Annotated in this window: 12 protein-coding genes; 9 read left to right on the top strand and 3 right to left on the bottom strand. The window is 59.1% G+C overall.

Annotated features, from left to right (window positions below; genetic code table 11):
• Positions 1-102: 102 nt before the first annotated feature.
• A complete protein-coding gene (locus tag PQQ52_RS07680; RefSeq protein ID WP_408208740.1) occupies positions 103-282 on the bottom strand; it encodes a hypothetical protein in 180 nt (59 codons plus the stop codon).
• A gap of 522 nt (positions 283-804) precedes the next feature.
• On the opposite strand from PQQ52_RS07680, the gene PQQ52_RS07675 reads away from it, so the two are divergent.
• The 8 genes from PQQ52_RS07675 (at position 805) to PQQ52_RS07640 (ending at position 11,618) form a co-directional block, all read left to right on the top strand.
• Positions 805-1,281 carry a DUF2778 domain-containing protein gene (locus tag PQQ52_RS07675; protein WP_408208737.1) on the top strand — a complete coding sequence of 159 codons (477 nt, stop codon included), beginning with the start codon at positions 805-807 and terminating at the stop codon, positions 1,279-1,281.
• On the top strand, positions 1,281-1,559 hold the full coding sequence (locus PQQ52_RS07670; RefSeq protein WP_408208734.1) for a hypothetical protein: 279 nt from the start codon (positions 1,281-1,283) through the stop codon (positions 1,557-1,559). The genes PQQ52_RS07675 and PQQ52_RS07670 overlap by 1 nt, the downstream gene beginning before the upstream one ends.
• 360 nt (positions 1,560-1,919) lie before the next feature.
• On the top strand, positions 1,920-2,675 hold the full coding sequence (locus PQQ52_RS07665; RefSeq protein WP_408208732.1) for a hypothetical protein: 756 nt from the start codon (positions 1,920-1,922) through the stop codon (positions 2,673-2,675).
• 834 nt (positions 2,676-3,509) lie between these two features.
• The gene (locus PQQ52_RS07660; protein WP_408208729.1) at positions 3,510-3,977 is read left to right on the top strand and encodes a hypothetical protein; all 468 of its coding nucleotides are present in this window, start codon (positions 3,510-3,512) and stop codon (positions 3,975-3,977) included.
• A gap of 362 nt (positions 3,978-4,339) precedes the next feature.
• Entirely contained in the window at positions 4,340-4,765 is a 426-nt protein-coding gene (locus tag PQQ52_RS07655) for an organic hydroperoxide resistance protein (protein WP_408208726.1), read from the top strand.
• Between the two features lie 293 nt (positions 4,766-5,058).
• On the top strand, positions 5,059-7,539 hold the full coding sequence (locus tag PQQ52_RS07650; protein WP_408208723.1) for a glucose/quinate/shikimate family membrane-bound PQQ-dependent dehydrogenase: 2,481 nt from the start codon (positions 5,059-5,061) through the stop codon (positions 7,537-7,539).
• Between the two features lie 75 nt (positions 7,540-7,614).
• A complete protein-coding gene (locus PQQ52_RS07645) occupies positions 7,615-8,649 on the top strand; it encodes a porin (protein ID WP_408208721.1) in 1,035 nt (344 codons plus the stop codon).
• Positions 8,650-8,861: 212 nt separating this feature from the next.
• Positions 8,862-11,618, top strand: a complete 2,757-nt coding sequence (locus PQQ52_RS07640) for a UPF0182 family membrane protein (protein ID WP_408208718.1) — start codon at positions 8,862-8,864, stop codon at positions 11,616-11,618.
• Positions 11,619-11,802: 184 nt separating this feature from the next.
• On the opposite strand, the gene PQQ52_RS07635 is transcribed toward PQQ52_RS07640, so the two are convergent.
• Positions 11,803-12,483 carry a TetR/AcrR family transcriptional regulator gene (locus PQQ52_RS07635; protein ID WP_408208715.1) on the bottom strand — a complete coding sequence of 227 codons (681 nt, stop codon included), beginning with the start codon at positions 12,481-12,483 and terminating at the stop codon, positions 11,803-11,805.
• Positions 12,484-12,593: 110 nt separating this feature from the next.
• On the opposite strand from PQQ52_RS07635, the gene PQQ52_RS07630 reads away from it, so the two are divergent.
• Positions 12,594-13,715: an FAD-dependent oxidoreductase gene (locus PQQ52_RS07630; protein ID WP_408208712.1), complete on the top strand. Its 1,122-nt coding sequence runs from the start codon at positions 12,594-12,596 to the stop codon at positions 13,713-13,715.
• Between the two features lie 361 nt (positions 13,716-14,076).
• Here the strand turns inward: PQQ52_RS07630 and PQQ52_RS07625 are convergent, their stop codons facing one another.
• The gene (locus PQQ52_RS07625; RefSeq protein ID WP_408208709.1) at positions 14,077-14,820 is read right to left on the bottom strand and encodes a transporter substrate-binding domain-containing protein; all 744 of its coding nucleotides are present in this window, start codon (positions 14,818-14,820) and stop codon (positions 14,077-14,079) included.

Below are 14,820 nucleotides of genomic sequence, written 5' to 3'. Positions count from 1 at the left end.
CTCATCCCTGTCGTCGTGTCGGCCAGATTGACATCGTTCTTGCTGACCGAGCGCAACGTGATTTCGTTTAGATAGAGCGCCTTAGGTTTGCTCGCGCCGAATTTAATTTGCCTGCGGCGAAGCGTTGGCTGAATCGAAAGTGTTAGGTGGAACTGAAGATGGATTGCTGGTCGCGTCGGGCAAGGAAGGTTGCGGCGACGGCACGTGCTGCAACCGGGGGATGACAGCAGCACTGCCTGACTTCAGCAGCTTGTGACGCTTTTGACTGATGGAAATCTTCACCGTGTCTCCTGCCGGGTATTTATGTTGAATCCACTAATGAATACTTAGTTCAAATATGCACGCGTAAGGATTTGTCAGACATTAGGTTTTTCCCCTGGTATCGTGTTGCAAATGGTGGGATGGGGAGGCGGGGGAATTGATGTTGCTGTGCGGTGTATGTGGATTGGAATTTTGCAAAGGTTAGGAAACCGTATTTTTTATTGCATGCGAACAACGAACGCTGTGATCCCCTCGTCCATGCTGACAATTCCGCTCTGTTTCCGCGAGAGCCGTCCGTCGTGTGGTGGCAGACGTGGGGCAAAAATCCGCCCCCAGACGAAACAGGCCTTATGGACATGCATCCATGAGGCCTTGATTTGTTCGGTCGGGGCGAGAGGATTTGAACTTCCGACCACCTGCACCTCACGCAGCGTCGCGCTAGACTGCAATCCAACGCCAGTAAAGGGTTTACTGGCTTCTGCGGGCGTGATCAACTGACTTTGGTAGCATGCGCAAATCGCTACGGATGAAACGGGTGCTTTTATGCCTGCTGCATGTACATTCAGTTTGAATGCTCAAAAAACATCGGTGCTATCGTGCCCCGGTGTGGGGTTATTCAGCGCATTTTCAGGTACGTCCACCGGGCGCGATAATCCCAAGGCCGTCGCACAGTCAGATATCGGGCCGTTGCCACCTGGCAGGTATTACATCGTTGATCGACAAAGCGGCGGACGTGCTGGATGGATTCGCGATCTGGCGGCAGCGGTGTATGGCGCTGATCGCCGCCACTGGTTCATGCTGTGGCGTGAAGGCACGGGAGACACGACGCTAATCAACGGCATTAAACGCGGTGCTTTCCGTCTGCATCCCATGGGGCCGCGCGGGTTATCAGAGGGATGTATAACGATCGTCAATCCCGACCAGTTCAACGTACTAGCCGACTATCTGCATAAGCAGGGCGCTACGCTGCCGATTCCCGGCAGCACGCTGAAGGCCTATGGTTACGTGGACGTACAGTAATGAAACTTGCCCGTTATATTTCAAACGTCGCAGTCACGCTGTTGCTGGGCGTACTACTCGCCCGGTACGTGGCTAACCTGCCCGTCGAATGGCCGTGGCTGACCGGCTCAATACGGTTCGTGCTGCACCTGTTCGGCATTCGCAGTTACGACAACGCTGACGATATGTTCGATCTTGCCGGGGTGGTGATTTTCTTCGCCTGCCTGCTCGTCGCCGCACTGGCTGTGTGGCTGGTCAACATCGGCGCACGACGCTATCGGCGAACGGCCCATCGATGAATCACAGGACAATTAGAAGCTAGACATGTGGACTTCGAAAATTGTCGCTGGCGCACTTGCTTTAGCGGCTGCCGGATCGGGCGCACGCGCTGCATGGCTGTTGCTCAACACGACGGACTCAACGCGGCCAATTTTGGACGTTCGACATCGCGCCATAAATCGTCGACGCTTACAATAAGTGAGCTATTCGGCCGGACGACCCCTTCACTTCGTTGAAGATGCCGTTTAAAACTGATTGGGTATGCTCAGGTATTCGCCCAGATTGGATTGTACTGGCGAGCAACCTCGTTTCATATTGTGACGGGAGCCGCCCATCGCGGGGTACTGCCCGCACAACTGTGCATCGCCTGGATATCGATAATGAAGCCGGAACCAGTGAACGTGGAAAAATTGTCAGGTGGTCCGGCGTTTCAACTCACCTTGGAACTTGGATTTGGACGTGATCATCGGAGGATGGAACGGGCGCTTTCGTCCTTCTGGGAGTGTCGTCGTGTCACCGGGCCGTGGCTCGAATCCTCGTCTTTTGGTGACATTGAACACACGAGTTTTCCGATGCGTCCAGAACTTCTAGACAAGACGCAGTTCGGTATATTGACCATTAGCAGCGACAGTGCGCCACTTCCGTTTGCTCTCTTTCCCATCACTGAAGAGGGAGTGCTGACAGTGGAAAAAGGCACGCTGGTTCCATACATACAAGATCGAGTGCCGGAGAATTCTGCGTGGCTTACTCTGAATCTTACTTCGGCCCAACTGGCGAAGCAGTTCCATGTCGACGACAGCTGGACAATGCGATCGCAACCGTGGCTTGCATTGCTTTGCGACGTTTTTGCCGAGATTGTAGATGCTGTCCACGCACGAGTTCCATTAAAGTCAGCGGCTATAGGGGAGGAGATCTCGGGATGCTTCCGAAGGCCAACCCAGAATCGGTTGGTGCACGACTGCCAAGGCTATCCTCCCTTGGCAGTCGTTTCGACGAACATCATCGAGAATCGCGGTGGGCTCTTCGTAGATAGAGTGTTGTGGGATCAGCTCAATCCTAAAATGGATGCAGTCATCCTTCCATCTGGGCTTTATTACGTTAAACCGCAGTTGGATGCAGCATTGTTGGGTGCATGAGTAGCATTTGAATATTTCGTTTTTAGACTGACTGATGTCGGTTTTCATGCATCCAGGCACTAAACATTCTTGAGATGCGAGTTGTAGCCGTGAACGACCGCTTTCTGAGCCAACGACTGACCGCTCCGGGTCGACTTCAGTCCTCCGCGTTTTCTAAGAGCAGTCATTCGACGCCTGCTCTCAGATGGAAGACCAACGATTGCAAAGGCCGATGACTTGCTGCTGGGAATTCCGCGCCGTATCGGCTATGGCCTACGGTAATGGCATCCTTTCGACCCGAGCCAAATTTCCACGGTGTGGTGTTTGCCGGTTGGTGTGGATCAAGCGATCGATCCACAGCGCGAGGCGCTCCAGCGACAGCGCGTATGCCTGAGCTTTAGCGCCGGTGGCCGGTCGGCTTTGCTCGCGCCGCAGCGTAGTCAAGTGCTGCGATTCGTGCGTAGCTGAGCTTCGGTCCATCAACGCCGACGGGCGAATGACGGGCTCGGCGGAAGACATTCCACCCTCGTCCTATCTCTCCTTATCCGTTCGGCCAAATCAAACATTTAGCCTACAAGATTGAAGGCAATCCGCATCGCCTGATTTATAATTACCACGTCGTCGGGAAACACTTGGCGACCAGGTTTGACAGCCTGATTGTTCTAACCGCACACCCGCTCACGCGGGAGTGCGTCTGCTGCTGCACGTCTATATTCCAATGGGCGGGCCGTGGTAGGGGAGCCGCAAGGCTCGCCGGCTCGTTAGAACACCGGTCTGTCAACCCTACTTCGTGCCCGCTCACCCACGTTTCCAGCGAGTGTCGGGCGATCCAGGAAGTAACAGGGAGATCGCACCATGAGCAAGTCCACCAAAACTCAACCCGCTTCACGTCCGTCTGTCGACGCAATCCAGTACGAAAAGCTTGCCCTGTCCGCTTTCGATTTATGCGACCGGCACTTGGCTCAACTGGACACCTTGATCACACTTGCATCCTCGATATGTAGGAATCCTTCCATCACGCTTGAGGAAAGACGACGTCGTCAGACGCTTCTTGAATTGCTGGTGGACACGGCTGAGCGATATCAGCAGGAACTCGAATGCGACCGCGAGTTGTACAAGGTGATTGCGCTCGATGCGAAGGGCGTTCCGCAAAGCCGCATCACGGCACGCCACGCAGCGAACCTGCTTGCAGAGGAGGTGGCTCAACGAGCAGGAGAACCGACAGCCACCGCAAATGTACCGCAACGCCAGACCCCGGCAGAAAAAACTGCCGCAACGTTAAGAACCGACGCTGCGCAGCAACCGGTCGTCGCGCAACACTAGGCGATCGAGAAGGGCCATCGGCTGACAAGGCGGTACAGCCGAGGAATCGTTCGGAAGCCACCCACACTGAGACGGCCGTCGTCCGTCTCAGTGCTGTCACATGACCCTGACCATCAGCAAGCCTTGTCACACGGCGCAACCTCACACGCATATGAGAACGCCTACCTGGAACATGTCATATTAATCCGCCAATAGAGCGCTTAAAGTAGGAGAAGCACCTCCATCCCGGTTGCCGGTCCGAGTTGACCCGATTACTATGCCTGTTAGCTTTGGCATCAACGTTTCGAGACCTCATGTCGCAGAACGTGAACAGAAAAGGCGGCGTAAGGCGTCGATCATCCTGGCACACAAAGGAGTCTTGAATGTCGATTGAAAAAGTCTTGTATCGTGCTCACGCGCACGTCACCGGCGGTCGCGACGGACGCGCGACGATTCCCGAAAGCAACCTCGATCTCAAGCTGACCACGCCGAAGGAGCTCGGCGGCGGAGGCGGCGACGGAACGAACCCCGAGCAACTCTTCGCGGCGGGATATAGCGCATGCTTCATCGGGGCGTTGAGGGCCGTTAGCGCGCGCGAAAAGATTACCTTGCCAAAGGACGTCGCCATCGATGGCAGCGTCGGCATCGGACAGATCCCCAATGGCTTCGGCATCGAAGTCGAACTGAAAATCTCGCTGCCGGGCATGGACCGCGCGGAGGCGGAAGTGCTGATCGCCAAGGCGCACGTCGTCTGTCCTTATTCAAACGCGACCCGCAACAACATCGACGTCAAGCTGACGCTGGTCTAAGCCGCGCGTCATCATGCGCTATTTCGAGTGCAAGCAGCGGATGCCGTGCCGCACAAGCGGCGCGCCATTCTGGTGATGCTGCTGATACTTTTCCTCGTCTTGTTGGCTGCGCATCTGATCGGGCGGCGCGAAGCGCAGTAGCCGACCACAACGAATATGTCATACCCGGTAGTCGATCCGTCTCCTAATATGTGTAGTTAGCGTTCTGATATGCTTTTTACCGTGCGCCGGCATGCGAATTCGATGTCGGTACCACTGGCAGGCGGTATCCACTCAAGAGGGTAGAGATCATCATGACCAGTCAATCGAATTCGCGGGGCGCGATCGGCGTCATCACCTTGCTCTTTACGGTGCTGACCGCGCTCTATCTCTTGATCGGTGGCGTATGGCTGCTGGCCGTCGGCGGCTCGGCGTACTACGTCATCACAGGCATCCTGCTGTTGGGCGTGGCCTGGCTGCTTTGGCGGCGCAGTCCCGCCGCGCTCCTGCTTTATGCACTCGTGCTTATCGGCACGGCGATCTGGGCGCTCTACGAGTCGGGTCCGGACTTCTGGGCGCTCGCGCCGCGCTCCGGTGTCCTCGTCATCTTCGGCGTGTGGTTGCTGCTGCTCGTAAGCTGGCGGCTGGAGGGCGAGCGCAAGCTGGGTGTCGCATCGCTCGTCATCGCGCTCGTGGCATGGGCGGGCATACTCGTGTACGCGAACTTCAACGATCCGCAACAGGTCAACGGCACACTGAACGCTTCCGCGCCCGCGAGCGTCGCCAGCACCGGGATCGACCCCTCCGACTGGCCCGCCTATGGGCGCACCCAGGAAGGCACGCGCTATTCGCCATTGCAGCAGATCACGCCTGACAATGCGAAGAATCTCCAGGTGGCCTGGACCTTCCGCACCGGTGACACGAAGGGGCCCAACGATCCTGTCGAGATTACCAACGAAGTCACGCCGATCAAGATCGGTGACCTGCTTTATCTATGCTCGCCGCATCAGATCCTGTTCGCGCTCGACGCGAAGACGGGCACGCTCAAGTGGAAGTTCGATCCGCGACTGAAGAATGACCCGTCGTTCCAGCACGTGACGTGCCGTGGCGTGTCGTATGTCGATCTGTCGGCCAGTGCCACGGCGGCCGCACCCGCGGCGGCGCCGGCGAGCGATGCCGCCGCAGCCACGGACGCCTCGGGCGCTGCTGCAACGGCTGCCACCGCTGCCTCGGGCGTCGCAGTCGCGGACGCCTCAGGCCCCGCTACGGCTGCCTGTACGCGCCGCATCTACCTGCCAGTCAATGACGGCCACCTCTACGCCCTCGACGCGCTGACGGGCCAACGTTGCGCGGGCTTCGGCAACAACGGCGACCTCGACCTTCAACACGCCCAGCCTGTCACAACGCCGGGCATGTACGAGCCCACCTCGCCGTCGATCATCACCAGCAAGGTGATCGTCGTGGCGGGCGCCGTGGAGGACAATTTCTCGAACCGCGAGCCTTCGGGTGTGATCCGCGGCTTCGACGTGCGCACGGGCGAATTGCTCTGGGCGTTCGATCCGGGCGCGAAGGACCCGAATCACATTCCGGGTCCGGGCGAGCATTACACGTGGAATTCGCCCAACTCGTGGGCGCCCGCCGCCTACGACGCGAAGCTCGACATTGTCTATCTGCCGATGGGTGTGAAGACGCCGGATATCTGGGGCGGCGACCGCACGCCGGAGCTGGAGCAATACGCCACCGGGCTGCTTGCACTCAACGCCTCGACGGGCAAGCTTGCCTGGTTCTACCAGAGCGTGCACCACGATCTGTGGGACATGGACCAGCCGTCGCAGCCCACGATCGCCGACATCACCGACAAGGATGGTAAGACCGTGCCGGTCGTGTACGCGCCGGCCAAGACCGGCAACCTGTTCGTGCTCGACCGCCGCACCGGTGCGCTAGTCGTGCCGGCGCCCGAAACGCCCGTGCCGCAGGGCGCAGCCCCCGGCGACCATGTTGCGCCGACACAGCCGTTCTCACAGCTTACGTATCGTCCGTCGAAGAACCTGACCGACGCCGACATGTGGGGCGCGACGATGTTCGACCAGCTTGTGTGCCGCGTGATGTTCCACCAGCTGAGGTACGAGGGCACGTTCACGCCGCCGTCGCTACAGGGCACACTCGTGTTCCCGGGCAACCTGGGCGTGTTCGAGTGGGGCGGTCTTGCGGTCGACACCGACCGCCAGATTGCTGTCGCGAACCCGATCGGCTTGCCGTTCGTCTCGCGCCTGATTCCGCGCGGGCCGGGCAACCCGCTGGAACCGGTGGAGGGCGCCAAGGGCAGCGGCACGGAATCAGGCGTCCAGCCGCAGTACGGCGTGCCGTACGGCGTGACGATCAATCCGTTCCTCTCGCCGCTGGGCCTGCCATGCAAGCAACCGGCATGGGGCTACATCTCCGCGATCGATCTCAAGACCAATGAGATTGTGTGGAAGAAGCGCATCGGCACTGTGCGCGACAGTTCGCCGATTCCTCTGCCGTTCAAGATGGGCATGCCGATGCTGGGCGGTCCGATCGTCACGGCGGGCGGTGTCGCGTTCATTGGCGCGACGGCTGATAACTACATCCGCGCGTTCAACGTGAACAACGGCGAGCAGGTCTGGGAGGCCCGCCTTCCCGCAGGCGGGCAGGCCACGCCGATGAGCTATTCGATCAACGGCCGTCAGTACGTTGTGATCGCGGCGGGCGGGCATGGCTCGTTCGGCACAAAGCTCGGCGACTATGTGATTGCCTACGCGTTACCGCCGCAGTAAGCGGCACACGCCGCGCATGCGGTTTTTCTTGTCCCTTACGCGGCGCATTCAATGCGCCGCTTTCTATATTGTCGAATGAACCATTCACGCTTTGCGCCGCGAGCCTGTGTCGTGCTGGCCTCGATCGCGATGCACGCCACGCTTGCGCATGCGCAAAGTTCCGTCACGCTCTACGGCGCACTCGACACGAGCATTGAAGTTACCAATCCGGGCGCGGGCTACGTTGCTCGCATGGATTCCGGCGCTTATCGGGGATCGCGCGTCGGCCTGCGCGGCGTCGAGGACATCGGCGATGGCGTCAAGATCCTGTTCACTCTGGAGAACGGCTTCGGTTCCACCGACGGCACCTTCGCCGTCGCGAACACGATCTTCAACCGCCAGGCCTGGATCGGATTGGATACGCTTTACGGCACGGTGCGTGTCGGCCGTCAGTACTCGCCGATCTATATCCCGTTCAAGGGCGGGCTCGATGCGTTCGACGCAGGCACGATCGCTTCCGGTCTCGACAATCTCTCCAAGATCACGCCCTACGAGAGCAATGCGATTACCTATCTTTCGCCGGAATTCCACGGATTTTCCACGACCATCATGGCAGCGCTGCGTGACGGCGACGCCAGCAATGATGGCAACGGGCTCGCCGGTCACATCGAAACCTTCGCATGGCGCGAGGGACCGTTCCGCATCTCGTACGCGCATCAACAGACTCACGGCGACGGCGCGATGCGCGCTAACCTGGGCGGTGTCTCGTACGTTTTTGGCCCCGTCACGGGCTTTCTATCGTTCTTCAACGGCGATGGCGGTACGCCGCGATATCACAACGACGGTGTATCCGTCTCCGCGCGCTATGCCGTGAGTGCGCGCTTTCGTGCCTCACTCGGCTACACCTATCTGCGTGATCGCTCGGGTGGTGACAACAACGCCGACCAGTTCAGCGCGGCGTGCGAGTACGACCTCTCGAAACGCGCCTTGCTTTATGCAAGCGCCGGGTGGTTGCGCAATCGTGGGCAGGGCGAGTTCACGTTGCGCGGGGTGAACGTGACGGGGCTCACGCCGTCGTGGCCAGGGGCCTCCGTGCGGGGTGTGCAGTTCGGCATGATCGAGCGTTTCTAACGTTGCGCTGTGGGCGCCCGTCGGTCCACGCCTGCACGAACGGGGTGAGCGTACGCTCGCTGCCTCACCGGACTACAATCAGTTATGTGACCCTAATCATTCATTGGCTGCGCGCCGGCTTCAAACCGATCAAACGGGTTTGCAGCTGAGTAGCGGTTTAAGCAGACCTGATCGCAGTCAGCCACAAGTGGCGTCCCGGCAAAGGAGGGGCGATGCATTGGCAACCAAGCTCCGGCATGAACGTCAGACGCATCGCGATGATGGTTGCGGTTGTCGTGGGCGCCGTGATTGTCGCCGGGCGCCTCACTGGCGTCGTGGTCGACTGGCTGTGGTTTGCTTCAATCGGTTACGTCGATGTTTTCTGGACGACTGTCTCCGCCAAGGCGCTCCTCTTTGCCGCCGCGTTCGTAGCGTCGGCGAGCGTGATAGCCGCATCAGGGTTTCTTGCGCATCGTTACGCGCGGCGTCCCGGTAACTGGCAAGTCGAAACGGCCCGTCTGGCAGGTACGCCGGAGTTCATCAGTGAACTGGCGGAGCAACTCGCACCGCGCATTCCCTGGCGCGCCAGCGTTGCGGGCAGCGCTATTGTCCTGGCACTGTTCATCGCTGGCGGCGAAATTTCCAACTGGGATCTGGTGCTGCGCTTCCTGCATCAGGTGCCCTATGGCGACCGTGATCCTGTTTTCGGGCGGGACATCAGCTTCTATCTGTTCTCGTTGCCCGCCTATCTTGCGTTCAAGAACTGGCTGCTGCAGCTGATCTTCTGCAGTGCGCTCGTTGCAGCCGCGGTGTACGGGGTTCGCGGCGACATCACGTTCGAGCGGGCGCCGCGCGTACTCTCTGTCGCCGCCGCCGCTCATGCTTCAGCGCTGCTCGGTGCGTTCTTTCTCCTGAAAGCCTGGTCCTACACACTCGACCGCTTCCTGCTGCTTTACGGCGATAACGGCGTCGTGGTCGGCGCCGGTTATACCGACATCCACGTCGAGCTCCCGGTCTTATGGGTGCTCGTCGGCCTTGCTGCTGTTGCAGCCGTCGCGTGCTGGGTCAATATGCGCCGGCAGGACTATCGAATTCCTGTCGCCTCGGTGTTGCTGGTGTTCGGCACATCGTTCGTGTTCGCCTTGATCTATCCGGCGCTGTTCGAGCGCCTCTATGTCAAGCCGAGCGAACTGCAACTGGAGATGCCCTATATCAAACACAATATCGCGCTAACGCGAATGGCCTACGGCCTCAACCAGGTCGCGGTAAAGCCGTTTCCAGCCGAGCAGGAATTGAATCTTGCCTCGCTCGAGGCCAATCGCGCGACCATCGACAATATTCGGCTGTGGGATGTGCAGCCGCTGATGGATACCTATGCGCAGTTGCAGGAGATCAGGACGTACTACAAATTTTTCTCCGTCGACATCGATCGTTACCGGCTCGACGCCGGTTATCGGCAGGTGATGTTGTCGGCCCGCGAACTGGAGCCTTCGATGCTCCCCGCGAACGCCCAGACCTGGGTGAACCTGCACCTCCTGTTCACGCATGGTAACGGCGTGGTGATGTCGCCCGTTACCGAAAAATCGACGGAAGGTTTGCCGTCCTTCTATCTGCAGGACATTCCGCCCGTCGCCCATGGCGGGCCTGCCATTCGAGAGCCGCGTCTGTATTTCGGCGAAGGGGGTGAGGGCTACGTCATCGTAAAAGGCAGCGTTCCCGAATTCGACTACCCCAAGGGCAAGGACAATGTCTACACCGCTTACAGCGGGAGCGATGGCATTGGCATCGGGAGCACCGCGCGCCGCAGCCTCTTCGCCTGGCAGTTCAACGATCCGAACATCCTGCTAACCGATTACATCACGAACGGTAGCCGCATTCTGTTGCACCGTAACATTCAGGATCGCGTGCGCACGATCGCCCCGTTCCTCAGGCTCGATCATGATCCCTACCTCGTCACAAGCAACGGACGCCTTTTCTGGATGCAGGACGCGTATACGACAAGCAGCTGGTTCCCCTACGCACAGCCGGGCTTCGACGATGGCGGAAACTACATCCGCAACGCAGTCAAGGTTGTGGTCGACGCATATAACGGTACGGTCGATTTCTACGTCAGTAATCCTAACGATCCGATCATGCGGACGTATCAGCGCATCTTCCCGAGTCTGTTCAAGCCGCTCGCAGCGATGCCACAAGATCTGCAGCAACATATCCGCTACCCGGAAGAGCTGTTCCAGATTCAGGCGCAACTTTATCGGGTCTATCACATGGATGCGCCGGAGGTTTTCTACAATCGCGAGGATCTTTGGCAGGTCCCGCGGGAATTGATTGGCATTGATGGTGGGAATAGTCCCGGCACACCGATGACGCCTTACTACATGATCATGCGGCTGCCTGAGGAACCGCGCGAGGAGTTCGTCCTGATGCTGCCGATGGTGCCCAGCCAGCGCGACAATATGATCGCGTGGCTCGCTGCGCGTTGCGATCCGCCCAACTACGGCAAGCTTGTCGTCTACGCGTTCCCGAAAGATAAGCTCGTCTATGGGCCGTTCCAGATCGAGGCGCGCATCCAGCAGAACACTGAGATTTCGCAGCAGATTTCGCTGTGGAACCAGATGGGCTCGCGTGTCATTCGCGGCCATCTTCTTGTCGTGCCGATTGAGAACTCGATCCTTTACATCTCGCCGCTGTACTTGCGTGCGGAGTCGGGGCAGTTACCTGAGTTGAAGCGGGTGATCGCTGCGTATGGGGATCGGGTGGTGATGGGGGAAACTTTGGGTGAAGCGTTGGCGGCGCTTTTCAAGGAAAGCGCCCCGCTCGGAGCGCAGCCTCAGGGTACGGCGGATGCGCGTGCTCGCGAGGCACTTGCACATTATGACCGTGCAATCGAGCGATTGAAGGCGGGGGACTGGAGTGGGTTCGGTGTGGAGCTGGATGCGCTGCGGCCGCTGCTTGAGGCGCTGGGTGGAGGGCGGTCGGAGGGGAAGAAGTGATTCAACCGAAAATCTCGAGACCGTTCTTCGGTGAATTCATCGATTTGTCGTTTGGCCACCGCCAGCGCGCCGCTCGACAAAAACTCCGTGTTGGTTCCGAAAGTGCCAACGCACGCGCTACGTCCCGGTACGTCAACCCTTGCATTGCGAACTACCGACCAACATCGCGAATGGCCAGTCCAGATCAGCGGCCGCGCGCCGACTCGATCCCGCGAAGCATGAGATCAATTCCGGCGAGAAAATCGACACGGTCGTCGTGAGAGCGCAACTGTCCGGCTACGCTGCGGGTGAACGGATACTCATCCGGATCGAACTGAGACCACACGCTCGACACTTCGTCCAGAAAGTTGGAGCGATCGAGACCTTGCTCCCGAGCGAAATGCGTGTTCGCCGCGTTCTGCCCACCGACGCCAAGGATGTAGCTCAGCAACGCCGACACCGTTGCCCACTCCGCTTTGGCCGGCACACCAAGCGCGCGTAACTGCTGGCCGATGCGTTCGAGAATGCGCACCAACGGCAGCTGTCCGGGAGCACGTGTCAGCGCTGAGCCAACCCACGGATGCTCGTCGATTGCATCGAACATGGCCAGCGCGAGCGCGCGAATGCTTGCTTTCGGCGTCGAACCGTCAACCGGCGCGTTCAGCGTGCGAGCGACGATGGCGTCGCACGCAGCGGTCAGCAGATCGCTCTTGCTGGAGATGTGCCAGTAAATAGCACCAGGACCAGTGGCGAGCCGCTCGGACAGGGCGCGGAACGTCAGCCCTTTCTCGCCTCCGCAATCGAGGAGCTCAATCGATGCCTCAATGATTTGATCGGGCGAGAGCGATTCCTCCCGACGTTGAGCGCTACGTGCTTTTTTTGCCATGCCTCGTCTTGACACTTATGGAATGTTGTTCCAATATTACTATGGAATGACGTTCCATAGTCTGTCCAAAGTATGGACTCGTGGCGATCTCCGATCTTCAGGGAAACAGGATGAATATTTCAGTTGCGATCATCGGCGCAGGGCTCGGCGGGTTGACTCTTGCCCGGGTGCTTCACGTCCATGGCATCGCCGCGACGGTCTACGAAGCGGAAGCCTCGGTAAACGCGCGAGCGCAGGGAGGCATGCTGGATATCCACGAAAACAACGGCCAGCTCGCGCTTAAGGCAGCGGGACTCTTCGATCAATTCCTCGAGATCATTCACGCCGGCGGTCAGGCAACGCGGGTACTCGACAAGGATGGCAACGTCCTGTTCGAAGATTTCGACGATGGTACAGGCGGTCGACCTGAGGTACCCCGAGGAGAGCTTCGCCGGATTCTGCTTGACTCACTGCCTGTCGGCACGGTGCGCTGGGGACACAAAGTCACCGCGGTGTCTCCGCTCGGCGGTGGACGGCACGCGTTGACCTTTGCTAACGGCGCAGCGGTGACGACCGATCTTCTTGTTGGGGCCGATGGTGCCTGGTCGAGAGTTCGTCCACTTCTTTCCAACGCGAAGCCAGAGTATGTCGGCACGTCATTCATCGAGACATACCTGTTTGACAGCGACACCCGTCACAAGGCGAGCGCGGGAGCGGTTGGCAATGGCGCGCTGTTTGCGCTGACGCCGGGAAAAGGCATCGCCGCCCACCGCGAGCCCCATGGAGTGCTGCACACGTACGTGGAATTGAACAAGCCCAAGGACTGGATTGACACCATCGACTTCTCCGACCCGGCGACTGCCTTGGCCTACGTTGCCGAGGAATTCGACGATTGGGCGCCGGAACTGACAGCGCTCATCACTGACAGTGAGACGGACCCCGTGCCTCGCGCTATTCATGCGCTCCCGGTCGAGCACAGATGGGATCGCGTGCCCGGGGTGACGCTGCTCGGCGATGCCGCACATCTGATGGCCCCGTCTGGCGAAGGGGCCAACCTCGCAATGTTCGACGGCGCTGAACTCGGGAAGGCCATCGCCGCCAACCCGGGGAACGTTGAAGCCGCACTCATTGCGTATGAAAGGGACCTCTTTCCCCGCAGCGAGTCCGAAGCCGCGGAGTCGGAAAGAATCCTCAAGGTATGTCTCGGCCCCGACGCGCCTCAGAGCCTCGTTGATTTCTTCACCAACAATTAGCCCGTCAAAGTAGCTGTCCTGCCGGCGCGATCGTTTCCGTCGGCGGATACCGGAAGGCAACACGACACATGCGATTGATCAGACGGCGGTCATCGAGAGCGACAATCTAAAATTCATCAGATTGGTGGCTTGCTCGACTATGCTTTTTCAAAGCGCACAGACGTATACACCGAACTTGCCTATCAACACACAGGCGGCGGAGCTTTATTCGCAAACGCGTCAGGATCGCCGGTCGCTAACATATACTTGCTCACGGCCTCATCGACACAAAACCATGCAATCCTAAGAGTTGGCATGCGGCACAAGTTTTGACACGCTCCTGCGTAGCTTGACGAGCTGCGGTTCCAGCCCGATTCGCGTCTCAGGCAGCCGCCGCCCTCTCGAGCGCGGGATTGATCTCGTTATGCGTCAGGCCAAATCGTGCCATGCGAGCAAGATGGTTTGGTGAGCCGAGATACAAACGAAGTTGCGTGTTGACTGCATTGCGCAGATCGCTGTTTCTTCTGTTAAAGGAGAATGCTCCGAATGGGAGTTTTTGTTGTTTGCCATTCGTTCCCAGTTGGTGCTCAACAGCTTCTAGCACCGAACCGCCGATTCGATCCGCCAATATGCGATTTCCCAGGGCGGTGCTTGCATACGCATCGATCTCCCCCGAGCGAACCGCTTCGATAGCTTCGGCCTGGTCCGCGAAAATGGAAATCTGGTGCTCACCTATGCCTGACGCTTTTGCTGAGTCATGCTGCACCTGCCCGGCAATGACGCCGAGGCGCGCATCGTGTTGTTCGGCCAATGACGCATAACTGTCGAGCGCTCTCGGGTTTCCAGCGCGAACCAGAAACCCGTCTCCTATCGCCCACACGGGCACGCTGAACGCAACCAGGTTAGCGCGTTCAGGCGTAACGAAGAGCGGAACATTCATATCCCACCGGCCGGCTTCGACTCCGGACAGCAGTTCACTGAACGTCGTCCGGTTATGCTCGATCTGGGTGACACCGATCGCGCGAAGAATCGCGTCGGCAAGATCAATGTCGGCGCCGGTAGCCATACCTCCCGCGTCCGTCCAGCCGAACGGCGGCTCCTCAATATAAGCAATTGCTACCTTCAT

Source organism: Paraburkholderia sediminicola (genome assembly GCF_046030555.1).
Taxonomy (GTDB): domain Bacteria; phylum Pseudomonadota; class Gammaproteobacteria; order Burkholderiales; family Burkholderiaceae; genus Paraburkholderia; species Paraburkholderia sediminicola_E.
Note: the sequence above shows the minus strand (reverse complement) of the source record. Positions and strands in the feature narration are given on the sequence as shown.